23 protein-coding genes and 1 pseudogene are annotated in these 24,083 nt (G+C 72.4%); 9 read left to right on the top strand and 15 right to left on the bottom strand.

The genetic code is table 11. The annotated features are described in order from the left end of the window. Nucleotides 1-94 precede the first annotated feature (94 nt). Nucleotides 95-733 (top strand): DUF998 domain-containing protein, encoded by a 639-nt coding sequence (locus tag C2142_RS22255; RefSeq protein ID WP_148644285.1) that lies wholly within the window; start codon nucleotides 95-97, stop codon nucleotides 731-733. Nucleotides 734-783: 50 nt separating this feature from the next. Further along, entirely contained in the window at nucleotides 784-996 is a 213-nt protein-coding gene (locus C2142_RS22250) for a DUF4287 domain-containing protein (RefSeq protein ID WP_162002522.1), read from the top strand. Nucleotides 997-1,002: 6 nt separating this feature from the next. Here the strand turns inward: C2142_RS22250 and mqnP are convergent, their stop codons facing one another. After that, nucleotides 1,003-1,908 (bottom strand): menaquinone biosynthesis prenyltransferase MqnP, encoded by a 906-nt coding sequence (gene mqnP, locus C2142_RS22245; protein ID WP_148644283.1) that lies wholly within the window; start codon nucleotides 1,906-1,908, stop codon nucleotides 1,003-1,005. A gap of 73 nt (nucleotides 1,909-1,981) precedes the next feature. Beyond that, nucleotides 1,982-3,439 (bottom strand): menaquinone biosynthesis decarboxylase, encoded by a 1,458-nt coding sequence (locus C2142_RS22240; RefSeq protein ID WP_148644282.1) that lies wholly within the window; start codon nucleotides 3,437-3,439, stop codon nucleotides 1,982-1,984. 112 nt (nucleotides 3,440-3,551) lie between these two features. Here C2142_RS22240 and C2142_RS22235 point away from each other — a divergent pair, with 112 nt between their 5' ends. The 4 genes from C2142_RS22235 to C2142_RS22220 all read left to right on the top strand — a co-directional run bounded on the left by C2142_RS22235 (nucleotide 3,552) and on the right by C2142_RS22220 (nucleotide 7,080). After that, nucleotides 3,552-3,956 (top strand): PLD nuclease N-terminal domain-containing protein, encoded by a 405-nt coding sequence (locus tag C2142_RS22235; RefSeq protein WP_148644281.1) that lies wholly within the window; start codon nucleotides 3,552-3,554, stop codon nucleotides 3,954-3,956. A gap of 438 nt (nucleotides 3,957-4,394) precedes the next feature. Continuing rightward, nucleotides 4,395-5,996: an acyl-CoA carboxylase subunit beta gene (locus C2142_RS22230; RefSeq protein ID WP_148641277.1), complete on the top strand. Its 1,602-nt coding sequence runs from the start codon at nucleotides 4,395-4,397 to the stop codon at nucleotides 5,994-5,996. A gap of 55 nt (nucleotides 5,997-6,051) precedes the next feature. Continuing rightward, nucleotides 6,052-6,261 carry an acyl-CoA carboxylase subunit epsilon gene (locus C2142_RS22225; RefSeq protein WP_148644280.1) on the top strand — a complete coding sequence of 70 codons (210 nt, stop codon included), beginning with the start codon at nucleotides 6,052-6,054 and terminating at the stop codon, nucleotides 6,259-6,261. Between the two features lie 195 nt (nucleotides 6,262-6,456). Further along, a complete protein-coding gene (locus C2142_RS22220; protein WP_148644279.1) occupies nucleotides 6,457-7,080 on the top strand; it encodes a ScbR family autoregulator-binding transcription factor in 624 nt (207 codons plus the stop codon). A gap of 77 nt (nucleotides 7,081-7,157) precedes the next feature. Here C2142_RS22220 and C2142_RS22215 read toward each other — a convergent pair whose 3' ends face one another. Next, the gene (locus C2142_RS22215; protein WP_148644278.1) at nucleotides 7,158-7,757 is read right to left on the bottom strand and encodes a ScbR family autoregulator-binding transcription factor; all 600 of its coding nucleotides are present in this window, start codon (nucleotides 7,755-7,757) and stop codon (nucleotides 7,158-7,160) included. A gap of 348 nt (nucleotides 7,758-8,105) precedes the next feature. Here C2142_RS22215 and C2142_RS22210 point away from each other — a divergent pair, with 348 nt between their 5' ends. Then, nucleotides 8,106-9,161: a ScbA/BarX family gamma-butyrolactone biosynthesis protein gene (locus C2142_RS22210; RefSeq protein WP_162002521.1), complete on the top strand. Its 1,056-nt coding sequence runs from the start codon at nucleotides 8,106-8,108 to the stop codon at nucleotides 9,159-9,161. 47 nt (nucleotides 9,162-9,208) lie between these two features. Here the strand turns inward: C2142_RS22210 and C2142_RS22205 are convergent, their stop codons facing one another. The 7 genes from C2142_RS22205 to hemL form a co-directional block, all read right to left on the bottom strand. After that, nucleotides 9,209-9,613, bottom strand: a complete 405-nt coding sequence (locus C2142_RS22205) for a hypothetical protein (protein ID WP_148644276.1) — start codon at nucleotides 9,611-9,613, stop codon at nucleotides 9,209-9,211. A gap of 126 nt (nucleotides 9,614-9,739) precedes the next feature. Then, nucleotides 9,740-10,867, bottom strand: coding sequence for a c-type cytochrome biogenesis protein CcsB (gene ccsB / locus C2142_RS22200; RefSeq protein WP_148644275.1), 1,128 nt, complete (start codon nucleotides 10,865-10,867; stop codon nucleotides 9,740-9,742). 3 nt (nucleotides 10,868-10,870) lie between these two features. After that, entirely contained in the window at nucleotides 10,871-12,679 is a 1,809-nt protein-coding gene (locus C2142_RS22195; protein WP_148644274.1) for a cytochrome c biogenesis protein ResB, read from the bottom strand. Nucleotides 12,680-12,682: 3 nt separating this feature from the next. Further along, nucleotides 12,683-13,456, bottom strand: a complete 774-nt coding sequence (locus C2142_RS22190; RefSeq protein WP_241002720.1) for a cytochrome c biogenesis protein CcdA — start codon at nucleotides 13,454-13,456, stop codon at nucleotides 12,683-12,685. Further along, on the bottom strand, nucleotides 13,453-14,070 hold the full coding sequence (locus C2142_RS22185; protein WP_148644273.1) for a TlpA disulfide reductase family protein: 618 nt from the start codon (nucleotides 14,068-14,070) through the stop codon (nucleotides 13,453-13,455). Before C2142_RS22185 ends, C2142_RS22190 begins: the two co-directional genes overlap by 4 nt. A gap of 234 nt (nucleotides 14,071-14,304) precedes the next feature. Then, the gene (locus C2142_RS22180) at nucleotides 14,305-14,952 is read right to left on the bottom strand and encodes a histidine phosphatase family protein (protein ID WP_148644944.1); all 648 of its coding nucleotides are present in this window, start codon (nucleotides 14,950-14,952) and stop codon (nucleotides 14,305-14,307) included. A gap of 62 nt (nucleotides 14,953-15,014) precedes the next feature. After that, nucleotides 15,015-16,343: a glutamate-1-semialdehyde 2,1-aminomutase gene (gene hemL / locus C2142_RS22175; RefSeq protein WP_148644272.1), complete on the bottom strand. Its 1,329-nt coding sequence runs from the start codon at nucleotides 16,341-16,343 to the stop codon at nucleotides 15,015-15,017. Between the two features lie 450 nt (nucleotides 16,344-16,793). Here hemL and C2142_RS22170 point away from each other — a divergent pair, with 450 nt between their 5' ends. Continuing rightward, entirely contained in the window at nucleotides 16,794-17,276 is a 483-nt protein-coding gene (locus C2142_RS22170) for a hypothetical protein (protein WP_078881187.1), read from the top strand. 273 nt (nucleotides 17,277-17,549) lie between these two features. Here the strand turns inward: C2142_RS22170 and C2142_RS22165 are convergent, their stop codons facing one another. From C2142_RS22165 to C2142_RS22150, 4 genes are all read right to left on the bottom strand, one after another. After that, nucleotides 17,550-18,956, bottom strand: coding sequence for a DHA2 family efflux MFS transporter permease subunit (locus C2142_RS22165; RefSeq protein WP_241003248.1), 1,407 nt, complete (start codon nucleotides 18,954-18,956; stop codon nucleotides 17,550-17,552). A 196-nt stretch (nucleotides 18,957-19,152) separates the two neighbouring features. Then, nucleotides 19,153-19,641 carry a MarR family transcriptional regulator gene (locus C2142_RS22160; protein ID WP_148644270.1) on the bottom strand — a complete coding sequence of 163 codons (489 nt, stop codon included), beginning with the start codon at nucleotides 19,639-19,641 and terminating at the stop codon, nucleotides 19,153-19,155. A 158-nt stretch (nucleotides 19,642-19,799) separates the two neighbouring features. Next, nucleotides 19,800-21,074 (bottom strand): hypothetical protein, encoded by a 1,275-nt coding sequence (locus C2142_RS22155; protein ID WP_148644269.1) that lies wholly within the window; start codon nucleotides 21,072-21,074, stop codon nucleotides 19,800-19,802. A gap of 99 nt (nucleotides 21,075-21,173) precedes the next feature. Continuing rightward, nucleotides 21,174-22,547 carry an ATP-grasp domain-containing protein gene (locus C2142_RS22150; RefSeq protein WP_148644268.1) on the bottom strand — a complete coding sequence of 458 codons (1,374 nt, stop codon included), beginning with the start codon at nucleotides 22,545-22,547 and terminating at the stop codon, nucleotides 21,174-21,176. A 169-nt stretch (nucleotides 22,548-22,716) separates the two neighbouring features. Here C2142_RS22150 and C2142_RS40190 point away from each other — a divergent pair. After that, a pseudogene (locus C2142_RS40190) lies at nucleotides 22,717-23,231 on the top strand (DUF4291 domain-containing protein); the annotation flags it as partial. A gap of 322 nt (nucleotides 23,232-23,553) precedes the next feature. On the opposite strand, the gene C2142_RS22140 reads toward C2142_RS40190, so the two are convergent. Continuing rightward, the gene (locus C2142_RS22140) at nucleotides 23,554-23,919 is read right to left on the bottom strand and encodes a hypothetical protein (protein ID WP_148644267.1); all 366 of its coding nucleotides are present in this window, start codon (nucleotides 23,917-23,919) and stop codon (nucleotides 23,554-23,556) included. Nucleotides 23,920-24,083: the final 164 nt, after the last annotated feature.

Raw genomic sequence — 24,083 nt, 5'->3', positions numbered from 1 at the left:
CGGCCGGTTGCCTCCTCGCCCGCCGCACCACGGTGTGGCCCGGCTCACACGCGCCGCACCGATGAGTTCCGCCCCCGCCCCCGGTCCTACCTGCATGACGAACACGCTCGCCGCAGCCCCGCTCGCCGCCCCCGCCACCCGGACCCTGCTCCTCGCCGGGGCCGCGGCCGGACCGCTGTTCCTCGCCGTCGGCATCGCCCAGGGCCTCACCCGCGAGGGCTTCGACTTCTCCCGGAACGCCATCAGCCAGCTCGCCCTCGGGGACGCCGGCTGGATCCAGACCGCGAACTTCCTGCTCGCCGGTGTCCTGCTGACCGCCGGCGCCGTCGGCCTCCGCCAGGCCCTGCGGAACACCCCCGGCGGCACCTGGGCGCCGCGCCTGGTCGCGGTGTTCGCCGCGAGCTTCCTCCTCAGCGCGGTGTTCGAGGCCGACCCCGGGGCCGGGTTCCCGGTCGGGGCGCCCGAGGGCCGGGCGACCGGGCTGAGCGCCCACGGCACCGTCCACATGATCGGCGGCTCGGTCGGCTACCTCGCGCTCTGCGCCGCCCTCCTCGTCCTGGCCCGCCACTTCGCGGCCGCCGGCCGGCGCGGCTGGGCGCTCGCCTCCCGCCTGGTGCCCGTCGGCGTGCTCGCCGGCTTCGCCGGTTCCGGCGTCGCCGTGCCGGCCTTCACCGCCGGCGCCGCGCTCGGGCTCGGCTGGCTGAGCGCTACCGCAGCCCGGCTGACTGCGTAACAATCACCCACGGCAAGATCGAAATGACGGACCGACAGGAGCCCACCACCATGAGCACCGACACCCCCAAGGGCCCCGCCAGCTACTTCCCCTCCATCGAGAAGAAGCACGGGCAGCCGATCTCGTACTGGACGGAGCTGATCCGTTCCTCCCCGCTGGCCAAGCACATGGAACTGGTCGCGTGGCTGAAGGCCGAGCATGGTCTCGGGCACGGGCACGCGAACGCCCTCGTCAAGCACACGCTCGACGAGGGCGCCAAGTAGGAGGGATCAGATCCCCAGGCCGCGCACGATCAGGTCCACCAGGGCGAAGAAGAACAGCGAGATGCCGACGAACCCGTTCGTCTGGAAGAACGCCCGGTTCAGCCGCGACAGGTCGCCCGGCTTCACGATGGTGTGCTCGTACACGAAGGCGCCGGCCACCACCGCCAGCCCGATCCAGAACGCGGCCCCGGCCCCGGTCAGCACGGCGTACCAGCCGAGCAGCAGCGTGGTCAGCACGTGGCAGACGCGCGCGCCCCACACCGCGGCCGGGACGCCGAACCGGGCCGGCACGGAGCGCACGCCGTCCGCCCGGTCCGAGGCGACGTCCTGGCAGGCGTAGATGAGGTCGAACCCGCCGATCCAGATGCCCACGGCCGCGCCCAGCACGACCGCCTCCCAGGACCACGAGCCCGTGACCGCCAGCCACGCGCCCACCGGGCCCATCGCCTGGGCGAGGCCCAGGATCGCCTGCGGGAAGTCGGTGAACCGCTTGCCGTACGGGTAGACCACCATCGGCACGACGGCGACGGGCGCGAGCGCCAGGCAGAGCGGGTTCAGCAGCGCGGCCGCCCCCAGGAAGACCACCAGCGCGATCGCGGAGCCGGCGTAAGCGGTCTTCACCGACACGGCGCCGGTGACCAGTTCGCGGCCGGCGGTGCGCGGGTTCCGGGCGTCGATCTCGCGGTCGATGATCCGGTTGGCGGCCATCGCGAAGGTACGCAGGCCGACCATGCAGACGGTGACGATGAACAGCTCGCCCCAGTGCACCCGCTCGTCGGCGAGGAACATGGCCGTCAGCGCGGCGATGTAGGCGAAGGGCAGGGCGAAGACCGAGTGCTCGATCATCACCAGCCGCAGGAAGGCCTTGACCTTGCCGGGCGGGACCTCGGGGAGTGCGGCGGCCGTGCTCATGCGCCCGCCTCGCTTCGCCCGGCAGGGTCATTCGCCCCTGCGCGCCCTTCGATGGTTCGCTCGCCGAGCCCGCTCACAGCCCGTACTCCTTCCAGCGGCGGTCCACCAGCGCGGCCGTGGCCGGGTCGGAGGAGACCATCTCGGGCCAGCCGCCGTCCCGGGTGTAGCCCTCCTCGGGCAGCTTGCGGGTCGCGTCGATGCCCGCCTTGCCGCCCCAGAACTGCTGGTAGGAGGCGTGGTCGAGGTGGTCGACGGGGCCTTCGACCACGGTGAGGTCCCGGCTGTAGTCGACGTTGCCGAAGGCGCGCCAGGCGACTTCCTGGTAGTCGTGCACGTCGCAGTCGGAGTCCACCACGATGATCAGCTTGGTCAGCGACATCATGTGGGCGCCCCAGATGGCGTGCATCGTCTTCTGGGCGTGCTTGGGGTACTTCTTGTCGATCGAGACGATCACGCAGTTGTGGAAGCCGCCGGCCTCGGGCAGGTCGTAGTCGACGATGTCCGGGATGATGATCTTCAGCAGCGGCAGGAAGAACCGCTCGGTGAACTTGCCCAGCGGGCCGTCCTCCGTCGGCGGGCGTCCCACCACGATGGACTGCAGGATCGGGCGCCGGCGCATCGTCACACAGTCGATCTTCAGTGCCGGGAACGGCTCCTGCGGCGTGTAGAAGCCGGTGTGGTCACCAAAGGGGCCCTCGGGCAGCATCTCGCCGGGCTCCAGCCAGCCCTCCAGCACGACCTCGGCGTCGGCCGGGACCTGGAGCGGGACGGTCTTGCAGTCGACCATCTTGACCCGCTCCCCCGCGACGAAGCCGGCGAACAGGTACTCGTCGATGTCGCCGGGCAGCGGCGCGGTGGCGGCGTAGGTGACGGCGGGCGGGCAGCCGAAGGCGATCGCGACGGGCAGCCGCTCCCCCCTCCTGGCGGCGACCGCGTAGTGGTTGCGGCTGTCCTTGTGGATCTGCCAGTGCATGCCGATGGTGCGCCGGTCGTGCCGCTGGAGGCGGTAGAGGCCCAGGTTGCGGATGCCGGTGTCCGGGTCCTTGGTGTGGGTCAGGCCCAGGTTGAAGAAGGAGCCGCCGTCGAGCGGCCAGGTGAAGAGGGCGGGCAGGTCGTCCAGGTTGACGTCGTCGCCGGTGAGCACGACCTCCTGGACGGCGGCCTCACCCGGCTTCACCTTCTTCGGCGGCACGTGGGCCATCGAGGCGAGCTTGCCGAAGGCGTCCCGGAAGCCGGTGAAGCCGTGCGGCAGCTCGGGCTTCAGCAGGCCGGCGATCTTCTCGGAGATGTCGTCCGGACCCTTGAGGCCGAGGGCCTTGGCGAGCCGGCGCTCGGTGCCGAAGACGTTCATCGCCAGCGGCATCGACGAGCCCTTGACGTTCTCGAACAGCAGGGCCGGGCCCTTGGCCTTCTGGACCCGGTCGACGATCTCGCCGATCTCCAGATGGGGGTCCACCTCGGCCTTGATGCGCTTGAGGTCGCCCTCCCGGTCGAGGGCCCGCAGGAAGGAGCGGAGATCGTCGTATGCCATGCCAGTCAGTATCCGCCACCCGATAGCCTGGCTCGGTCAAGGGCCCCCTGTGAAGCCGCCGCCGTTTCGGGGACGCCCGCCACCACCGCCGTCGCCGGGGGAGATCGCCGCCGTGCTGAGGATCCTGACCTTCGTCCTTCCACTCGCCCTCTGGGTCTGGGCGTTCATCGACTGCCTGACCACCCCCGAGGAGGAGGTGAAGCACCTGCCCAAGGTGATCTGGGTGATCATCGTGCTGCTCTTCCCGTTGGTCGGCTCGATCGCCTGGCTGGTGGCCGGCAAGCAGCGCGGCGCCCTCCGGACCGACGGGGCGGGCCGCACCTCCGGCCACCCGGAGTACGAGCGCCCGCGCGACGGCCGGCCGCTCGCACCGGACGACGACCCGGAGTTCCTGGCCTCGTTGAAGAAGGACAACAAGCAGCACGAGGACATGCTCAAGCAGTGGGAGGCGGACCTGCGCCGCCGCGAGGAGGAGCTGCGGGGCAAGGACGAGCCCGGGGACGGCCACAAGCACTGACGGAGTCCCTCGGACAGCCCACCCGGGAGCATCCGGGTGGGCTTCGGCGTTTTTGGCGTATCCCTACGACTGATCGGCCGCCCGACCCGCTCCGGGCGGTGCTTCGCGCCCCGCCGGAGCCTGCCCGAAGTGGCCCCGGAGGCGCCCCTTCCGCGCCCCCGTGCGCCCGCCCTGACCTGCATGTTTCCTCGTGCTCAGATCATCCGGAGGCCGCCCGGCGGACAGCCCCGGGTAATCGAACGAACACCGTACGCATATGCCAGTCGGGGCTGGTTTCTGTACAGGCCTGACATCTAAACGGACGCGACCTTGTACAGAATCGACGCCGAAACCAGCGCGGGGCCCCTCGTACAGTCATAAGTGAAGAAGTGATTCGCAGCCGGGGGCAACGCAGACGTTGGCTGTCGGACAGTTCCCTCACCCTTGGAGTGGTTCGAGATGACGGTTGTGCATGAGGCGCCGGTCGGCGACGAGATCCCCGAGATCCCGGCCGACGCCCACGGGCGGGTCGCCGAGCTGCACGAACTGCGCGAGCAGGTCCGCCGCGGCCCCAGCGAGAAGGCCACCGAGGCCCAGCACGCCAAGGGCAAGCTGACCGCCCGCGAGCGGATCGACCTGCTGCTCGACGAGGGCTCGTTCCGCGAGGTGGAGCCGCTGCGCCGGCACCGCGCCACCGGCTTCGGCCTGGAGGCGAAGAAGCCGCACACCGACGGCGTCATCACCGGCTGGGGCACCGTCCACGGCCGCACCGTGTTCACCTACGCCCACGACTTCCGGATCTTCGGCGGCGCGCTGGGCGAGGCCCACGCCCAGAAGATCCACAAGATCATGGACATGGCCATCGCGGCCGGCGCCCCGCTGGTCTCCCTCAACGACGGCGCCGGCGCCCGCATCCAGGAGGGCGTCACCGCCCTGGCCGGCTACGGCGGCATCTTCCAGCGCAACACCCGCGCCTCCGGCGTCATCCCGCAGATCTCCGTGATGCTCGGCCCCTGCGCCGGCGGCGCCGCCTACTCCCCGGCGCTCACCGACTTCATCTTCATGGTCCGCGAGACCTCGCAGATGTTCATCACCGGCCCCGACGTCGTCCAGGCCGTCACCGGCGAGAAGATCAGCCAGAACGGCCTCGGCGGCGCCGACGTCCACTCCGGCGTCTCCGGCGTCTCCCACTTCGCCTACGACGACGAGCAGTCCTGCATCGAGGAGGTCCGCTACCTCCTGTCGCTGCTGCCCCAGAACAACCGCGAGATGCCGCCCACCGCCGTCAACGACGACCCCGTCGAGCGCCGCAACGACTCCCTCCTCGACCTGGTGCCCGCCGACGGCAACCGGCCCTACGACATGCGCAAGGTCATCGAGGAGATCGTCGACCACGGCGAGTACCTGGAGGTCCACGAGCGCTGGGCCACCAACGTGCTCTGCGTCCTGGCCCGCATCGACGGCCACGTCACCGGCATCATCGCCAACCAGCCCCAGTCGCTGGCCGGCGTCCTGGACATCAACGCCAGCGAGAAGGCCGCCCGCTTCGTCCAGATGTGCGACGCCTTCAACATCCCGCTGGTCACCATGCTCGACGTCCCCGGCTTCCTGCCCGGCGTCGACCAGGAACACGACGGCATCATCCGCCACGGCGCCAAGCTCCTCTACGCCTACTGCAACGCCACCGTGCCGCGCATCCAGCTCATCCTGCGCAAGGCCTACGGCGGCGCCTACATCGTCATGGACTCCCGCTCCATCGGCGCCGACCTCTCCTTCGCCTGGCCGACCAACGAGATCGCCGTGATGGGCGCCGAGGGCGCCGCCAACGTGATCTTCCGCCGCGACATCAACGGCGCCGAGGACCCCGAGGCCATGCGCGCCCAGAAGATCAAGGAATACAAGAGCGAGCTGATGCACCCGTACTACGCGGCCGAACGCGGCCTCGTCGACGACGTCATCGACCCCGCCGAGACCCGCCAGGTCCTCGCCTCCTCGCTCGCCATGCTCCGCACCAAGCACGCCGACCTGCCCAGCCGCAAGCACGGCAACCCGCCGATGTAGCAGCGCCGTTCAGCTGACCATTCACCAGTAACGTGCCGGGGGAGAAAAACACACCATGACCGCTTCCGCCGAACCTCTCGTCCGCATCGTCCGGGGCTCGCTCTCCGACGAGGAGCTCGCCGCCCTGACCGCCGTGCTGATGGCCCGCGCGGCCGACCGGCAGGCCGCTGCCGCCGCCGCGCCGGTCGAGCCGATCGCCAACTGGCAGCGCCTGGAGCGCCGCCCGGCCTACTTCTCGCCGGTCAGCTGGCAGCAGGCCGCCTGACGGTCCCGCAGCATCCGGTCGACGGCCGGCCACCCTCCCCGGGTGGCCGGCCGTCGGCGCTCCCGCCCCCGGCGGGGCCGGTCCGGCCGCCGGCGGCTCGGTAGAATACCTACTGGACGGTATGCGGCCCGCCACCCGGCGCCTCCCCATAGGATCGGCCGCTGCCGAGCACGAGAACTTTCCAGGGAGGCTGCGATGGCCAGGCAGGCCCGGGCGCTGGCGACCCGCCAGGCGGTACTCCTCGCTGCGGCCGAGGTGTTCGACGAGCGCGGCTACGCCGCCGCCACCATGTCGGACATCCTGGAGCGGGCCGGCGTCACCAAGGGCGCGCTGTACTTCCACTTCCGCTCCAAGGAGGAGCTGGCGCTGGCCGTGATCGAGGGCCAGGGCGCCTGGCTCGCGACCTGGGAGCCCGCCTCCGACAGTCCGGTGCAGACCCTGATCGACCTCGGCTACGCCTTCGCGCACGCGCTGCTGGACGACCCGATGGTGCGCGGCAGCATCCGGCTGACCATCGAGCACGGCAGCTTCACCCAGCCGCAGGTCGGGGCGTACCAGGGCTGGTCGGACACCGCGCGCGGGCTGCTGGAGCAGGCCCGCGAGGCCGGCGACCTGCACCCGGGCCTGGACGTGGCGGCCGCGGCCGGGGTGATCACCGGCGCGGTGACCGGGATCCAGCTCAGCTCGCAGGTGCTCACCGGCCGGCGCGACCTGCTCCAGCGGATGGCCGACCTGTGGACGCTGCTGCTGCCCGGCCTCGTCCAGCCGCACGCGCTCGCCCGGCTCAGCGTCGCCGACCGGGCACCCGGCGCCGCCTGAGCACCCGGCGCCGCACGGCGGTCGGCGCCTCGCCGACGCAGCCCCGGCGACGTCCGCACCTCAAGCCCGACGGCGCCTCACGTCCGGTAGGCCGAGCAGCGGTCCGCCGGGACCAGCGCGGGCAGCGTGGCCGCCCAGAGGGTGCGCACCGCCTCCGGCCGGAGCCGGCCGGCGTCCTCGGGGGCGAGCTGCACCAGCCCGGCCGCCAGGGTGGTGAGCAGGTCTGCGGCGTGCCGGCGGTCCACCCCGGGGCGCAGTTCGCCGGCGTCGGCGGCCCGGTCCAGCAGCCGGCGGAACACCGCGGTGAGGCTCTGCCAGGCGGTCGCGGCGCCGCCCCGGGCGCCCTGGCCGAGCTGGACCCCGGCCCGGACCACGACGTCCTCCCGGAGCAGCCGGGCCAGCTCGTGCGAGAAGTCGATCAGTCCCTGGACCGCCGGGCCGGCGGCGCGCCGGGCACGCAGCGCGGCCGAGCCGATCTCGCGTGCGGCAGCGGCGCGGACGCCGTCGGCCAACGCCTGCTTGGAGACGAAGTGGAAGTAGAGCGCGCCCTTGCTGACTCCTGCGCGGCGGCTGATGTCGACCAGGCCGGCCGACTCGAACCCCGCCTCGGCGAACGTGTCCGCGGCCGCGAGCAGGACGGCCCGCCTGGTCCTCCCCGCGCGTTCCTGCTTGACCACTGGCCCCTCCGGCCTCGGCCTCGGCGAGATCCCGGCTCGCCCGGCTGCTGTCAGGGCGCCGCCGTGGGTGGTGCGACGCCTCGCCTGCGGACGGGCCCGCCCGAAACCGCATGGTTGGTATCTAATCTAGCCCCTCGATGGCCCCCGCCGTCCAGGGGGGACCGACCCCCGTCCAAGGTCTGCCGTCTCCCTGCGGGACGTTCCCGCAGACCAGAGGCCGGGTAACGTGATCACGCCAAGCAACCGGCAGCGGTGACCCCACTCATGATGCGCAAACCGGGTGGTCTGTATGTTTTGTGGAGGCCGCCCGCGCGGCCGGTCGACCGACACCCGGGAGTGGGGCCCGTCATGCCATTGATCGTAGAACCGGATGACCACGGTCCGTATCCCCACCCCGGTCCCGGCTACGACTTCCACGCGCGGACCGTCTCCCGGCACCTGGTCCACCGCTCCGCCGTCTCCGAGGTCCTCATCACCGGCTGGCACGCCACCGGCCCGTACGACTTCCTGCTCGGAGCCCAGTGGCCCCGGGTGCACGGCTTCTACCGGCTGCCCGGCGACCGGCACCACGACCCCGTCCTGCTGGCCGAGACCGTCCGGCAGGCCGGGCTGCTGATCGGCCACGTCGGCTTCGGCGTGCCGCACGGCCACGAGTTCGCGCTGGACGAGCTCTGCTACACGCTCGGCCCGGCCGGCCTGGACGCCCTCGCCGTGACCGCCGCGCCCGCCTCGCTGATGCTGGAGGTGGGCTGCCACGACGTCCGGATGCGGCACGGCCGGCTGGCCTCGCTGCGGGTGCACGCCGAGATCCGGCGGGACGGCCGGCTCGTCGGCCACGCCTCCGGGCAGCTGCGGGTGTTCTCCCCCGTCGCGTACGCCCGGCTGCGCGGGGCCGGGAACCGGCCCGCCGGGCCGTGGATCCCCGACGCCCCCACCGCGCCCGAACTGGTCGGCCGCGACCGGGCCGCCGACGTCGTCCTCGGGCCGTCGCCGGTACCGGGCAGCTGGCTGCTGCGCGCCGACGCCCGCCACCCCGTGCTCTTCGACCGCGACCCGGACCACGTGCCCGGGATGCTGGTGCTGGAGGCCGCCCGGCAGGCCGCGCACCGGCTGCGGCACCCCGAGCGGGTGGTGCCGGTCGAGCTGGTGTCCTCGTTCAACCGCTTCATCGAGCTGGACCGGCCCTGCCTGGTGCGGGCCGTCCGCGAGCCCGGGACCGGCCTCGGCGGCGGGGCCGAGAGCCGGCGGGTGCCGGTGCGGGTGCTGCTGGTCCAGGACGGCCGGACCGCCGCCGAGTGCCGCCTGCTCACCGAGCCGGCCGACGGCGGGGCGGCCCGCCGGGACGCCCTCGACGGCCGGCCGGCGGGCCCGGACCGCGATCCGGGCCTGCCGCTCGCCAGCTGACCCGCCGCCGGCCGGTCCACGGCCGGCCGGCGTGCGGCCCGTCGGACTCAGGCCGCGACCAGCGCGGCCGGACGACCGGCGTGCATCACGCTGAGGTTGGCGGCCAGCCGGCTCGGGTCCTGGGCCAGCCAGAGCCGCAGCGCGGCGCCCAGCATGGCGCTGGCCGACCCGATCCGCACCTCGGTCACCTGGGCGATCCGGGCCGCCCCGGGGACCAGCAGGTCGGCCAGCGGCGTCGGCAGCCAGACCGTCAGGGCGCACGGCGCGGGGGCCGTGAGGGCGCCCAGCAGCCGGTAGGCGTCCGCCCGCGAGCTGAGCGTGGGGATGATGTCCAGCAGGCCGTCGGCCACGACCTCGGACACGTCGCTGCGGTGCCCCTGGGCGAGCCTGCGGAGCAGCAACTGCTCCGCGGCGGTGATTCGGACGGTCAGCATGACCTCGTCGCACTCCATTGCGCGATCTCCTCCTCGAATTCCTCCCCGTACCGGCGCGGGTGGCCGGCACGAACTACCCCTGTCACACCTCGGCCCGGCTTCCGTTCTGCGGAGCGCCGGGCCGGTGGGTGCTTCCCCCTCCGGTCAGATCCCCGCGTAGGAGTGCTTTCCGGTGACGAAGATGTTCACGCCGTAGTAGTTGAACAGGTAGCAGGCGAAGGCCAGTACGGCCAGGTAGGCCGCCTTGCGGCCCTTCCACCCCGCGGTGGCGCGGGCGTGCAGGTAGCACGCGTAGGCGACCCAGGTGATGAAGGACCAGGTCTCCTTCGGGTCCCACTCCCAGTACTTGCCCCAGGCGGCCTCGGCCCAGATCGCGCCCGCGATGATGGTGAAGGTCCACAGCGGGAAGACCATCGCGTTGATCCGGTACGAGAACTTGTCGAGCGTGGACGCGGCGGGCAGCCGGCGCCAGATGGACGCGGAGGTACCGAGCGGGCCCGTGGTCAGGCCGGCGGCGATGCGCCGGTCGAAGGTGTCCTTGCCCAGGTAGAGCAGGGTCCCGATGAAGGCCGCGTACATGGCGCCGCCGCAGACGATCGCAGTGGAGACGTGGATCGCCAGCCAGTAGGAGTGCAGCGCGGGGACGAGCTGCTCCGACTCGGTGTACAGCACGGAGACGGCGACGCCGAGGGTGAGCAGCACGGCCAGGGTGACCGGCAGGCCGAGCCAGCGGGCCTTCTTCTTCGCGGCCAGCAGCCCGATGTAGGCGACCGTCATCGAGAGCGCGAAGGCGCAGGAGAACTCGTACATGTTGCCCCACGGCCAGCGGGAGACCGAGAGGCCGCGGGTGAGCACCCCGCCCGCGTGCAGCATGGCGCCCAGGACGGTGAGCGAGACCGCGATCCGGCCGGAGAGATCGGCCTTCTCGCTGCTGCCCGCGGCCCCCGGGCCGTCCTCCTCGTCCGCGCCGCGCCCGCTGGTGACCACCGTCGCGCCCTCGCCCGCCAGGGCGGTGCGGGTGAGCGTGGTGGTGCCGCCGCCGGCCGAGGCGACCGTGACGGTGACCTTCTTCGCCGCCCTGGTCTCGGCGGCGGCGACGGTTTCCGCCAGGCCCGCCTGTTCGATGGACCGGACGGCGACGGCGCCCTTGCTGCCGAAGGTCCACTCGAACATGTAGCAGAACATGGCGATCAGGTAGACGGCCATGGCCGAATAGATCAGCTTGTTGGAGAGGTCGGCCAGTTGGGGGTCGACCGCCGAGGCGAGGTGCACCGTCTACTCCTTGGAGTTCTGGTCGGCAGGGACTGCGGGGTCCGAGGGTGCTGAGGCCTCGTCGGACTCGTCGGACTCGGGTACATCAACGGGGTTGCCGGCGGCGTCACCGGGATCGGCGGGGGAACCGGGATCGGCGGGGTCCTCGTCCGTCGCGGGGTCCTCGTCCGTCGCCGGGGCGTCGTCCTGGAGGTCCACCGCCAGCTCGGCCAGCTCCTCGGCGATCTTCGCCGACTCGCTGCGGGCCAGCCCGGCCAGCTCGACCAGGGTGCCGCCGCCGGGCAGCGCCACCGCGCGGACCCAGATCCGGCGCCGCTGCACGAACAGCGAGCCGACCAGACCGAGGATCGCCAGCACGCCACCGGCCAGGGCGATCTCGTTGCCCGGGCGGTGCGAGATGTTGAAACTGGCCCACTGCGTGTAGCGCTCGAAGGTGACCGTGCCGTAGCCGTCCGGCAGCTCCCAGGTCTGGCCCGGCTTCAGCCGGGCCTTGGCCGGCTGGCCGTCCTGCTGGAGCTGGGTCAGGTTCTTCTGGTTCAGCTGGTACACGTTCTGCGGCAGGCCGGAGTCGGTGCCGAGGTCGCCGGCGAAGGCGTTGAGCACCAGCTCGGGGGCGGCGTCGCCCGGGAACAGCGAGATCGGGCCGGTGCCCTCGAAGCTGAGCGGAGCCGTCGGCAGGAAGAAGCCGGAGAAGCCCATCTGGGTCTTCTTGCCGTCCTTGTCGCCGTAGTCGGAGACCTTGACGACGCCGGTGGAGGTCAGGTTGCCGTCCTGCGGCAGGAACGGCGTCGCGCCGGTGTAGACGACCTCACCGGCCGCGTTCTTCACCGTGATCACCGGGGCGTAGCCGTGGCCGATCAGGTAGACCTTGCTGCCGCCGATCTCCAGCGGGTGGTTGACCTCGATCGTGCCCTTGGCCAGCTTGGAGGCGTCGCTGCCCGCGTAGTACTCGACGTTTGCGGTGAACTCGCGGGCGGCGCCGATCTGGTCGCCCTTGGTCTGGAAGCTCGACTTGAAGCTTTCCAGCTTCAGGTAGAAGGGGTCGAGGTCCTCGGTGCCGTAGAACCGCGAGCCGGTGAAGTCGTCCAGCTGCGTGATGGTGTTGGAGTAGCCCTCACCGCCGACCATCAGCTTGCCGCCGGTGCCGCTGGCCAGGCTCGCCCAGGCGAACCCGCCGAGCAGCGCGAACAGCGACAGGTGGAAGACCAGGTTGCCGACCTCGCGCAGGTAGCCCTTCTCGGCGGCCACCGAGCCGCCCGCCAGGTTGGCGCGGAACCGGCGCCTGCGCAGCAGCGCGTGCGCGGCGGCGTTCACCGTCTCGGCGTCCGCGTCGGTGCGCCAGGCGGCGTAGACCGGCATCCGGGTCAGGTTGCGCGGCGCGGCCGGCGGCCGGGCCCGCAGCACGCCGACGAACTGCCAGGTGCGCGGGACGATGCAGCCGGCCAGCGAGACGAACAGCAGGATGTAGATCGCCGAGAACCAGACCGAGCTGTAGACGTCGAACAGCTGGAGCTTCTCGTAGACCGGCGCGACCGTGGTGTGCTGGGTCTTCCAGGTCTCGACCTTGAACTGGTTCTGGCCGTTCTGCGGGATCAGCGAGCCCGGGATCGCGGCCAGCGACAGCAGGAAGAGCAGGATCAGCGCGACCCGCATCGAGGTCAGCTGGCGCCACATCCAGCGCAGCCAGCCGAGCACCCCGATGCCGGTGGGACCGTCCGACTCGACCGGCGCGGTGGTCAGCCGCTCGGCGGCCTCCTCGGCGGCGGCCTCCGTCGCCGGGGGCAGCTCGCTGTCGGTCGTGGTCTTGCTCACGGGTCAGATTCCGATCTGGAAGTCGGCGAACTGGTACTGCAGGTCATTCACCATCGAGTCCCAGACCCCGGTGACCAGCAGCAGACCGACCACGACGAGCATGCCGCCGCCGATCCGCATGACGAGCGGGTAGTGCCGCTTGACCCAGCCGAAAGCACCCAGCGCCCGGCGGAAGGCCACCGCGGCCACGATGAACGGTACGCCGAGGCCCATGCAGTAGAAGAACATCAGCAGGGCGCCGCGCTGGGCGTCGGCCTGGTTGAGCGCCAGGTTGGTGACGGCGCCCAGGGTCGGCCCCATGCACGGCGTCCAGCCCACGCCGAAGACCACACCGAGCATCGGCGCGCCGAGCAGCCCGATCACCGGGCGGCGGTGGGAGCGCACCTCGCGCATGCTCAGGCCGGGCACGAATCCCATGAAGGCCAGCCCCATGACGATCGTCACCACCCCGAGCACCCTGCTGATGACCGCCTGGTGCTCCTTCAGCGTGTCGCCGAACTGGCCGAAGAGCGCCCCGCCGGAGACGAAGACCGCGGTGAAGCCCAGGATGAACAGCGCCGCCCCCGCCAGCATCCGGCCGCGCCGGGCCCCGCGGGCGTCGGCGAGGTCGGCGGCGGAGAAGCCGGTCACGTAGGAGAGGTAGCCGGGAACGAGCGGCAGCACGCAGGGCGAGAAGAACGACACCAGGCCCGCCAGCAGCGCGATCGGCGCCGCCACCAGCAGCGCGCCGCTCTGGATGGTCCCGATGTTGTCCGCCAGCTGCAGTGCCGCGCTCACTGCTTCTGCTCCGCCAGCACCGGCTGGAGGATGGACTCCAGGGCGTCGTCGGTCTGGCCGCCGACGGCGCGGGCCGCGAGCTTGCCGTCACGGTCGACCACCAGGGTGGTCGGGAGGGTCTGCAGGTTGAGGCTGCCCTTGGGGAACTTCAGCAGCTGGGTGCCGGCCGGGTCGTACAGGCTCGGGTAGGTGACGCCCTTCTCCTGCTCGAAGCGGACGGCGTTCTTGATCTCCGGGTCCCTGGTGTTGATGCCGAGGAACTGGACGCCCTGGTCCTTGTACTTCTCCCAGGTCCGCTGGAGGTCGTCCGCCTCGGCCCGGCACGGCCCGCACCAGGAGCCCCAGACGTTGAGGACGACGACCTTGCCCCGGTAGTCGGAGAGCTTGACCGGCGTCCCCTCCAGGGTGCCGCCGGAGATGTCGGGCGCGTCCTGGCGGTGTCCGGCGGCGGCCGTGGAGAGGTTGGTGCCCTTGGCCGTGACGAAACCGATCTGGCCGTCACCACTGCCCGACGAGCCGGAGGAGGAGCAGCCGCTGAGGGCGAGCGCGGCAGCGACGGCCGTGGCTGCGGCCGCTGCGGCGAGACGAGGACGGGGGCGCGTCGTGCCAGACATGTGAAAAGTTTCGCATGCTCCTCCGACCGGATTCGGGGGGGTCCGACATTCCGTGTCGGACCCCCTCTGACCTGCGGCTGGACCAGACCACCCGGGTCCTCCGGGGGTGACGAAGCCCATATTTAGACGGGCCTTACATCAGGTTTGGCCAGGTCTTGCACCGGTCGGCGGCCCTGCCCGGAGAGGGCGTCAGCCCTGCCCGGGAGGGGGTGCCGGTGCCGACGGGGCACCGCGTCAGGCGCCGAAGCTCTTGCCCACCGGCTTGCTCTTGCCGCCCTTGCCGACCAGGTGCGCCGGCAGCAGGTCGCGGGCCGGCTCGCGGTAGCCGACCGAGACGATCTTGTCGCCCTCGTACGTGAAGCTGGTCAGCGAGGCCAGCGAGCACTGCCGGTTGCGCGGGTCGTGCCAGAGCCGGCGGCGCTCCACGAAGGAACGGACGATCCAGATCGGCAGCTGGTGGCTGACGCAGACGGCCTCGTGCCCGCGCGCGGCGTCCCGGGCGGCGGCCAGCGCGCCCATCATCCGCACCGCCTGCTCGATGTACGGCTCGCCCCAGGAGGGCTTGAAGGGGTTGGTCAGGTACTTCCAGTAGCCCGGGTTCTTCAGCGAGCCGTCGCCGACCCCGAAGGTCTTGCCCTGGAAGATGTTGTCCGCCTCGATCAGCCGCTCGTCCACCGCGAGGTCCAGGCCGTGCGACTTGGCGATCGGCTCGGCGGTCTCCTGCGCCCGTTCCAGCGGGGACGCCACCACGTGGGTGATGTCCCGCCCGGCCAGGTCCTCGGCCACCCGGTCGGCCATCTGCCGGCCCAGCTCGGAGAGCCGGTAGCCGGGCAGCCGGCCGTACAGGATGCCCTCCGGGTTGTGCACCTCACCGTGCCGCATCAGGTGGACGACGGTGATGTCCTTGGCGCTCACTTCTCAATACTCCTGGGGCTCGGGGAAGACTAGGCCGTGGCCTCGGCGGCCGCGCGGGCGGCGGCCGGCAGGGCGGCGGCGATCCGCTCGACCGCCCGCTCGTCGTGGGACGCCGAGACGAACCAGGACTCGAAGGCGGACGGCGGCAGGTAGACGCCCTGGGCGAGCATGGCATGGAAGAAGGCGTTGAAGCGGAACGCCTCCTGGGTCTTCGCCTCGTCGTAGTTGGTGACGGCGGCCTCGGTGAAGAACACCGAGAACATGTTCCCGGCGGTCTGCAGCCGGTGCGCCACGCCCTCCTTGGCCAGTGCGTCCGACACCAGGGCGGAGACCTCGGCGGACACCCGGTCCACCGTCGCGTACACCTCGTCGGTGCAGCCGCGCAGCTGGGCCAGGCCGGCCGCGGTGGCGATCGGGTTACCGGAGAGGGTGCCCGCCTGGTAGACCGGGCCGGCCGGGGCCAGGTGGCCCATCACGTCGGCACGGCCGCCGAAGGCCGCCGCCGGGAACCCGCCGCCCATGACCTTGCCGAAGGTGAGCAGGTCCGGCGCCCAGCCCTCGCCGGCCGCCTCCAGGCCGTACCAGCCGGCCCTGGAGACGCGGAAGCCGGTCATCACCTCGTCGGAGATGAACAGTGCGCCGTTCTCCCGGCAGAGCCGGGCCAGGCCGCCGTTGAAGCCGGGCAGCGGCGGGACGACGCCCATGTTGCCGGGCGAGGCCTCGGTGATCACACAGGCGATCTCGCCCGGGTGGGCCTTGAAGGCCTGCTCGACGGCGGCCAGGTCGTTGTACGGCAGCACGATGGTGTCGCCGGCCTGGGCGCCGGTGACGCCCGGGGTGTCCGGCAGGCCGAAGGTCGCGACGCCGGAACCGGCGGCGGCCAGCAGCGCGTCCACATGACCGTGGTAGCAGCCGGCGAACTTCACGATCTTCGCCCGGCCGGTGAAGCCGCGGGCCAGCCGGATCGCGGACATGGTGGCCTCGGTACCCGAGGAGACCAGGCGGACCTGCTCGACCGGGGCGACCCGGGCGACGATCTCCTCGGCGAGCTCGACCTCGCCCTGACCGGGCGTGCCGAAGGAGGTGCCGCGGGAGACGGCCTGCTGGACGGCGTCGATCACCGCGGGGTGCGCGTGGCCGAGGATCATCGGGCCCCACGAGCACACCAGGTCGACGTACTCGCGGCCGTCGGCGTCGGTGAGGTAGGGGCCGGTGCCGGACACCATGAAGCGCGGGGTGCCGCCCACCGCGCGGAAGGCGCGCACCGGGGAGTTGACGCCGCCGGGCGTGACGACCGAGGCGCGGTCGAAGAGCGACTGGGACTGGGGTGCTTCGTAGGGGTAGCTCACGGGAGACATGGTCTCAAATCGTGTCCTTCACCTCTGCATGTCGGACCTCATCATCTGGAACGATGATCCGGGTGACGAAGTCTGTACGGTTATCCGTACAACGGGGCCCCTGGCTGCTCCCGCTGGACGGACCAGTCAGACTATGTACTCAGGCTTTCCATGCGGGGTGTGCAGACGCCCCGCATGCGCAGGGGTGCGAAGAGGACTGCCGTGTGCCCGGACTGGGTACGGCGGCGCATGACGGGTAAGGAGCACGTCCGGTGGGACGCCGGACGTGCGGGGGTCTGTCGATTCCGGCGAATTCCGGTGAGGATGGTCCGAGTGTCCGAGGCGCAGGACGGCTACGACGAGGCCGCGGGTGGCTCCCGCCGGCCCGCCGAGGCCGCACGCGGGGGTACAGGAGCGGGTACGGGTCGTGGCGGTCGCGGCGGTGAGAGGCGGGGCGAGGGACGCGTGGGGGTGACCTACAAGTACTTCGGCGCGCCCGACCGGGCCACCGCCGCCAGAGTCCCGACCGCGCTCGGACCCGGCGGTCTCGGCCTGGACGCGGGCGAGCTCGGCTCGCTCGGGCGGCTCGGCGACCTGATGGAGACCAGCGGCTCCCCCAACGGGCACCTCTCCACCAAGATCAAGCCGGAGACGATGAGCGCCATGGTGCTCACCGGGATCCAGGGCGTGCCGCTGCACCAGGTCCCGCCGCTGGAGCTGGTCGTCCTGCACCCCGACTACGCCGTCGTGCAGCTCCCGCACAACGTCGTCGAACCGCTGCGCAAGGCCGACGAGACCGAGCTCGGCGCCGCCGCCTTCATCTGGTCCACCGTGCCCGACCGGCGGGGCCCGCGCGACGCCTTCGTGATCTACAGCATGCTGCACGAGTGGCAGGACTTCGCGAACCGGCTGCACGAGGCCGGACACCAGCTGTACTGCCTGGTCTGGCCGTGACCGGGGGAACGGACTGACGATCCGCCGGCGGCGGCCGTGGCCGGCACCTGAAGGCGGCCGGCGTGCGGACGGCCCGCGCCGGCCGGCGGCGAGCGCTCTCGTCGCCGCGTCAACACCGCTCGACCCCAAGGGAGATGGGCCACAGGCCGGCGCCCGGTCCGGCCGGGGCCCGTCGCCGGCCGGGGCTTGCCGCCGTACGGCTGCACGCCGTGGGGCTCGTTTCGTCAGCAGGACCGACGCACCAGAGGACCGGCACGTCAGAGGACCGGCGCGTCAGAGGGCCGGCGCCGCAGGCCGGTCGGCGGCCGGACGGGCCGGCTTCAGGACGACCGCGGTGAGCAGCAGGGCCACCGCGAGCAGGCCGGCCGAGACGGCGAAGGCGAGCCGGAAGCCGCCGGTGAGGGCGTCCGCGGCGGAGTGGCCGGCCGCTGTCAGGGTGGTGGCGCGGGACGTGGCCAGGGTGGTGAGGACGGCCACGCCGAGGGCGGCGCCGATCTGCTGGGTGGTGTTGAACAGCCCGGAGGCGGTGCCGGCGTCGTCCGCGCTCGCGCCGGACATGCCCAGGGCGGTGAGGCCGGAGAGCACCAGCCCGCCGCCGCCGATCAGCAGCATGGTCGGCAGCAGGTGGACGACGTAGTCGGCGTCGGCCGGCAGCCGGGTGAGCAGCCCGAGCGCGGCGACCAGCAGCGCCAGCCCGGCCAGCAGGACGCTGCGCTCGCCGAAGCGGGCGTTCAGCCGGGCGGAGAGCAGCAGCGAGACGGCGCCGATGGCGACGGCCGCCGGCAGCATCGCCAGACCGGTCGCGGCGGCGCCGTAGCCCAGGACGTTCTGCAGGTAGAGGGCGACGAGGATCTGGAAGCCGAACATCCCGGAGATGGTCAGGACCTGCACGGCGTTGGCGCCCGAGACGTTGCGCGAGCGGAACATCCGCAGTGGCAGCAGCGGGTGGGCGGCACGGGCCTGGCGCCACAGGAAGGCGGCCAGCAGAACGGCGGAGAGCGCGCCGAGGCCGAGGGTCCGGTCGGAGGTCCAGCCGGACTCGCCGGTGCCGACGATGGTGTAGATGCCGAGCATCAGGGCCGAGGTGATCAGGACGGCGCCCAGGGAGTCGGCGCCGGCCCGCAGACCGGGGCCGCGGTCGGCGCCGAGCACCCGGACGGCGAGCAGGGCGGCGGTGAGACCGAGCGGCAGGTTGATCAGGAAGATCCAGTGCCAGTTGAGGACCTCGGTGAGGACGCCGCCGAGGACCTGGCCGATCGAGGCGCCGGTGGCGCCGACGAAGCTGAAGGCGCCGATCGCGCGACCGCGCTCGCCCGGCTCGGGGAAGAGCGTGACGATCATGCCGAGGCTGACCGCGGAGGCCATCGCGCCGCCGACGCCCTGGAGGAACCGGGCGGCGATCAGCATGCCCTGGCCGGTGGCGACCGCGCAGAGCAGCGAGGCGGCGGTGAAGAGCGCGAGCCCGGCGACGAAGACCTTCTTGCGGCCGATCAGGTCGCCGAGCCGGCCCGCCAGCAGGAGCAGCCCGGCGAAGGCGATCAGGTAGGCGTTGACCGTCCAGGTCAGGCCGGCGGGCGTGAAGCCGAGGTCGGCCTGGATGGCCGGCAGGGCCACGGTGACGATGGAGCCGTCCAGGACGATCATCAGCATTCCCGCGCAGAGCACCGCGAGGGCGAGCATGCGGGAGCGGGCGGGCGCGGCCTCCCGGCCGGCACCGAGCGGCGCGGCCTGGCGCGGTGCGGCATTGCGCGGCGTGCGCGGGGCGGTCGGGGCGTGCGTGGTCATGGCGGGTCTCCCGGTTCGTCGAGTACCGGGTAAGACGCTAACAGATGGTTTTGTTCGGGACTATCTTTCTCGGAAAGGTCCCGTTCAGTTCTCAGCTCCGGGAGCGGCGGGCCCGCCGCACCGTCCGATCGCTCTCCACCGGCTCCGCCAGGTGCCCGTCCACCAGCCGCGACAGCGCCGAGACGAAGGCCGTCCGCTCGGCGTCCGGCAGCGACTCCAGCACCTCGCGGTGGACCCGGTCCGCGATCGCGGTGCCCCGCTCGACCGCCTGCTCACCTGCCCCGGTCACCGAGATGATCCGCGCCCGGCGGTCGGTGGCGGACGCCCGGCGCTCCGCGAGGCCCGCCTTCTCCAGCTCGTCGACGGTGACGACCATGGTGGTCTTGTCCAGGTCGGCCAGCTCCGCCAGCTGGATCTGGGTGCGCTCGGCCTCCATCGCATGGAAGAGCACGCAGTACGCGCGCGGAGTGATCCCGAGCTCGGTGAAGGCGGCCGCCATCCGGGTCGCCAGCACGTGGCTGGCGTGGTCCAGCAGGCCGGAGATGTCACGGATCTGGCGCACGGGCGGGATCGTCGTCATACGTCCGAGCGTAGCAAGGCCGTCTCCCGGCAGATGATCCCGTGACCAACCAAATCCGGACCGCACCGAGCCATACCGGGCCGCACCGAGCCATCCCGGACCGAGCCGCACCGGACCGCACCGAGCCGCCCCGGCTGACGGCCGCCGGAACGCCCGGCCTACGGAATGCCCAGCTCGAACAGCGCGTACCCCGCGTACCAGCCGGCCGCCACCGACGGCACCGCGAGGAGGCCGACCAGGGAGGGCAGCCGCACCCGGCGCAGCGCGATCGCCAACCCGATGAAGAGCGGGAAGGCGGGCAGCAGGTAGCGCGAGATGTTGCTGAAGATCTGGTTGCTGCTGAGCGCGGTGAAGAGGGTCAGCAGCGTGTACACCACGAGCACCAGCGGCGGCCGGGTGCGCAGCAGCAGCACCAGCAGCCCGGGCAGGGCGATCAGCAGGGCCACCGCGATGAGGTCCGGCACCGGATTGGACTGCCAGAACGTCCAGTGCCCGGTGATCACGTCCAGGAAGGTGCGGGAGGTGGAGGCGCCCCAGTCGAAGTAACGGTTCCAGGCTCCGCGCTGGAGCTTGAAGTAGCCGCCCCAGTCACCCATCCGGTAGCCGACCCAGGCGACGTACCAGAGCAGGCCCCAGGGGGTGATCAGCATCGCGGTCAGGGGGCGCGCAATGCCGTCCGCGCGCCGGACGAGTGCCACCAGCGCCGCGACCGAGACGGCCGCGATCAGCGCGGCCGCCGTGGGCCGGTTGAGTCCGGCCGCGAAGCCGAGCAGACCGGCGGCCACCCAGCGGCGCGTCATCACGCAGTAGCAGGCCCAGGCGGAGATCGCGACGAACAGCGAGTCCGAGTAGACCGCCCACTCCACCCCGGAACCAGGGAACAGGCCCCAGATCACCGCCGCGATCACGCCTGCCCTGACCCCGCCCATCCGCTCGGTGATGGCGAAGATCCCGGCCGCCGCCACGAACGAGGCGACCACCGAGACGACGATCCCCGAGCCGTACGGGCCGAGACCGGTGATCGCGCCGACCAGCCGCATCAGCCACGGGTAGAGCGGGAAGAACGCGGCCGAGTTCTCCTGGATCGTGGACAGCGGGCCCAGCCCGTGCAGCGGGACCAGCCTGGGGTCGTAGCCGTTCTCCGCGATCCGCTGGTACCAGATGCCGTCCCAGGTGCCGAGCACGTCCCAGGGCTGGGCGCCGCCGCCGCGGCCCACGCTCTTCTTGAGGAAGTCCTCGGTGTACGAGAGGAGCAGCATGAAGACGGTCAGGCCGGTCGCCTTCACCACGGCGTACGCGCCGAGGGCGGGCGCGTAGCGGTCCACCGCGGCGGCGAACCGGCCCGGGACCCCGGCGCCGTCGGGCCGCTCGCCCGCGCCGGACGGCTCCGCGCTCGCCGGCTCCGCACTCGACGTGCTCGATGCCGTGCTCATCAGTCCCGGACCCTCCTCAGCCCCTGCTCGTGCTCGGCACGGCGTCCGGAACGGGCCGCCGCCGGGCGAGCCTACGGCACGGTGGTTCGGGGGCCCGCGTCAACCTTCCGTGCCGGACACCCCGATGGAGTAGAGCCGGTGCAGGGCGTCGACCACCCCACGGCCCCCGGCGGTGAGGGTACGGCCGTCCGGGGCGGTGAGCGGGCTGCGGGTGACCAGCCGGGCCAGCACGGCGCCGGGGCGCAACAGCGTGCCGGCCGGGGGCAGGTTGACCAGCACGGTCTCCTCGGGGCCGCACTCCAGCAGCCCCGCGGCGTCGCCCCGGCGGACCAGCGCGCCCTCGCGCAGCGCGTACGCCCCGCCCTCCGGAACCCGGACGGCGCGAGCCGGCGCACCGGCGTGGCGGACGGTCAGCTGCACGCCGTCCGCCCGGTCCGGGTCCGGCTTGCCGAGGGTGGGGACGCCGTGCCGCTCCAGCACGTGCCGGACCGACGTGGGCAGCCGCCCGTCACCGCGCTCCAGCTCGGTCTCGCCCAGCAGCCAGCTGGAGCCCTGCATCCGGCAGTTGATCTCCAGGGCGAGCGCGTGGTCGCCCCGGAGCACGAAGTCCGCCCCGAAGACGCCCCGGTAGCCGAGGCCGGCCAGGGCCCAGCCGATCCGCTCGGTCGCGTCCAGGCAGCGGCGCACCGCGACCGGGGACAGCCGCTCGGGCGCCCCGAAGTCGCAGCCGGCGTACTGGCCGAACCCGGCGCCCGCCGCCTCGACCCCGATCAGCTGGAGCGACGGGCGCAGCACCTGCGGCAGCCCGTCCAGCCCGACGAAGCCGTGCACGTTGATCGCGGTGTCGCCGACGTACTCGCTGACCAGCCAGCGCTCCCGCTCGGGCAGTGCGGCCGCCTCCTCGGCGGAGCGGACCAGGTGGGTGCCGTTGCCCGCGGAGCCGCGCGGGGACTGGGCGACGAAGACCGCGCCGAAACGGTCACGGAGCGCGCGGTGGTCGGGCCGGCCGGAGACCACGGTGCTGGCCGGGGCCGGCACGCCGAGGTGGTCGAACCACTCGCGCATCGCGGTCTTGTCGACCAGCACCTCGCGGTCGGGGGCGGGCGGCGGCACCAGCAGCCGGGCGCCGGTGGCCTCCACGGCGGCGGTCCAGTGCCCGCGCTGGCCGCCGTACCCGGCCAGCCGCAGTTCGCGGCCCCGCCAGCGAGCCCCGACCAGCCCGGCCAGGCGGGCGGTCACCCCGTCCAGCCCCGGCCCGCCCGGGCCGCCGTCCCGGCTGAGGGTGTGCTCCTCCAACGAGTGCAGCTCCACCCCGAAGCGCTCGGCCCAACCGGCGTCGGCCGCCTCGCTGGAGAGCAGCGCGGTCAGCGCGCCGGCGCGGAGCAGGGGCAGCAGGTACAGCGGACGGGAGACGATCCCGAGGTGCGCGGCGGGGCGGAGCAGCCGCGCGGCGTCCTCCAGAGTGGCGATCACGCGATGGATTATGCACCTCGCCGAGGCCCGTTGGATTCACCAACATGTCTGCACCACAAGTGATCTGACGATGCCTTAGAATCTCCCGGCCGTACGCCGACCAGCCGGCCGCCCATGCCCGCCGAAAAACCGGTGGCTCCCGGCCCGTGCGCCGGCGGACCGTCCCCCCGTGCCCGACGCGACGCCCACCGATGCCGCCGACGCTGCCCCGCCCCTGCGCCAGATCCGGGCGGCCTTCACCGACGACACACTCACCGTCTACCAGGCCTACGGCCCGGAGATCGCCGGCCCGGCCGCCGCGACCGGCCGGTTCCCGGCGGGCTTCAAGCGGGGAGCGGATGACGTGGATCAAGCCGTCGTTCCTCTGGATGATGCACCGCAGCGACTGGGGCCGCAGTTCGGGCCAGGAGCGGGTGCTCGCCGTCGAGATCAGCCGCGAGGGCTTCGACTGGGCTCTGGAGCAGGCGGTGCTGAGCGCGTACTCCGACCGGGTGCACACGGCCAAGGCCGACTGGCAGCGCGAGCTGCGCCGCAACCCGGTACGGGTCCAGTGGGACCCTGAACGCGGGATCCACCTCCAGCCGCTGGCCTGGCTAGCGGTCCAGGTCGGGCCGCGCCGCGAGGCGGTACGCGGACGAGTGGATCCGCTCGGTCACCGACGTCACGGAGCTGGCCGGCGAAGTCCGGCGCACCAGGGACCACGCACTGCTGCCGACGGAGCGACCGTACCCGCTGACGGGCCCCACCGCCGTCCGGGTGGGGGCGGCGGTGGGGGCAGTAGGGGGATCGTCAGCCGTGCAGGCAGACGATGCCGAGCTTGGTGAGCCGCCAGAGGGCCGGCCGGCTCGTGGCCCCGTAAACGGACTCGGTCCCCGGAGGGCGTGCTTCCGGGGACCGACTTCGCCCTTGGCCAGGGTTGGCGCTTCGCCCCCGTCCCTATCCCGCCGAGCGGACAGAGGGGGCGCTCTGCGGTCCAAGTGGCCGGAGCCGTGGCCGCGCCCGGCGCCTAGAAGGCGACGTTGGTGCAGTTGGTGTTGTACTCGATCTCGGGCGCCGGGGCGAGCAGCCCGGTGAGAGTGGCGGCCTGCGGCGCCGTGGAGCAGTTGTTGCTCTGCTCCGAGGCGCCGCCACCGCTCGCGTCGACGTTGAGGCAGTTGGTGTTGTACTCGATGTCGGGGGCGAGGCCGGTCAGGGCGAGGACACCCGGGGTCGTGGAGCAGGCGTTGCTCTGCTCGACGGAGCCGCCGACGTGGTGGCCGGGGTGGCTGGGGTGGCCGCCGTCCGGGCCACAGGCGCTGGCGCCGCTCGCACCGGCGAGAATCAGCGCGCCCGCAGCCGCCGTGAGGAACGCTGCCTTCTTGCCAATGATCATAAGAGCCTCCACATGGGATCTACCCGCACATTCCGCGGACACCTGGCTAACGACGGCACCTGGCAAAGGTTCGGAAGCGTGCCCAGCTTCACCCGTCCGCACTACAGATTCAGGCCCCGTTGCCCCGTTGCCCGGCGGAGTCAACGTCGGCCCCGGCAGCCGAT

The sequence above is a fragment of the Streptomyces sp. CB01881 genome, assembly GCF_002953255.1.
Classification (GTDB): domain Bacteria; phylum Actinomycetota; class Actinomycetes; order Streptomycetales; family Streptomycetaceae; genus Kitasatospora.
Note: the sequence above shows the minus strand (reverse complement) of the source record. Positions and strands in the feature narration are given on the sequence as shown.

Excerpts from the sequence above, each read along its gene's own strand:
- C2142_RS22255 (WP_148644285.1), top strand. The coding sequence starts at position 95 with ATGACGAACACGCTCGCCGCAGCCCCGCTCGCCGCCCCCGCCACCCGG.
- C2142_RS22250 (WP_162002522.1), top strand. The coding sequence starts at position 784 with ATGAGCACCGACACCCCCAAGGGCCCCGCCAGCTACTTCCCCTCCATC.
- mqnP (WP_148644283.1), bottom strand. The coding sequence starts at position 1,908 with ATGAGCACGGCCGCCGCACTCCCCGAGGTCCCGCCCGGCAAGGTCAAG.
- C2142_RS22240 (WP_148644282.1), bottom strand. The coding sequence starts at position 3,439 with ATGGCATACGACGATCTCCGCTCCTTCCTGCGGGCCCTCGACCGGGAG.
- C2142_RS22230 (WP_148641277.1), top strand. The coding sequence starts at position 4,395 with ATGACGGTTGTGCATGAGGCGCCGGTCGGCGACGAGATCCCCGAGATC.
- C2142_RS22225 (WP_148644280.1), top strand. The coding sequence starts at position 6,052 with ATGACCGCTTCCGCCGAACCTCTCGTCCGCATCGTCCGGGGCTCGCTC.
- C2142_RS22220 (WP_148644279.1), top strand. The coding sequence starts at position 6,457 with ATGGCCAGGCAGGCCCGGGCGCTGGCGACCCGCCAGGCGGTACTCCTC.
- C2142_RS22210 (WP_162002521.1), top strand. The coding sequence starts at position 8,106 with ATGCCATTGATCGTAGAACCGGATGACCACGGTCCGTATCCCCACCCC.
- C2142_RS22205 (WP_148644276.1), bottom strand. The coding sequence starts at position 9,613 with ATGGAGTGCGACGAGGTCATGCTGACCGTCCGAATCACCGCCGCGGAG.
- C2142_RS22185 (WP_148644273.1), bottom strand. The coding sequence starts at position 14,070 with ATGTCTGGCACGACGCGCCCCCGTCCTCGTCTCGCCGCAGCGGCCGCA.
- C2142_RS22180 (WP_148644944.1), bottom strand. The coding sequence starts at position 14,952 with ATGCGGCACGGTGAGGTGCACAACCCGGAGGGCATCCTGTACGGCCGG.
- hemL (WP_148644272.1), bottom strand. The coding sequence starts at position 16,343 with ATGTCTCCCGTGAGCTACCCCTACGAAGCACCCCAGTCCCAGTCGCTC.
- C2142_RS22165 (WP_241003248.1), bottom strand. The coding sequence starts at position 18,956 with ATGCTCGCCCTCGCGGTGCTCTGCGCGGGAATGCTGATGATCGTCCTG.
- C2142_RS22160 (WP_148644270.1), bottom strand. The coding sequence starts at position 19,641 with ATGACGACGATCCCGCCCGTGCGCCAGATCCGTGACATCTCCGGCCTG.
- C2142_RS22155 (WP_148644269.1), bottom strand. The coding sequence starts at position 21,074 with ATGAGCACGGCATCGAGCACGTCGAGTGCGGAGCCGGCGAGCGCGGAG.
- C2142_RS22140 (WP_148644267.1), bottom strand. The coding sequence starts at position 23,919 with ATGATCATTGGCAAGAAGGCAGCGTTCCTCACGGCGGCTGCGGGCGCG.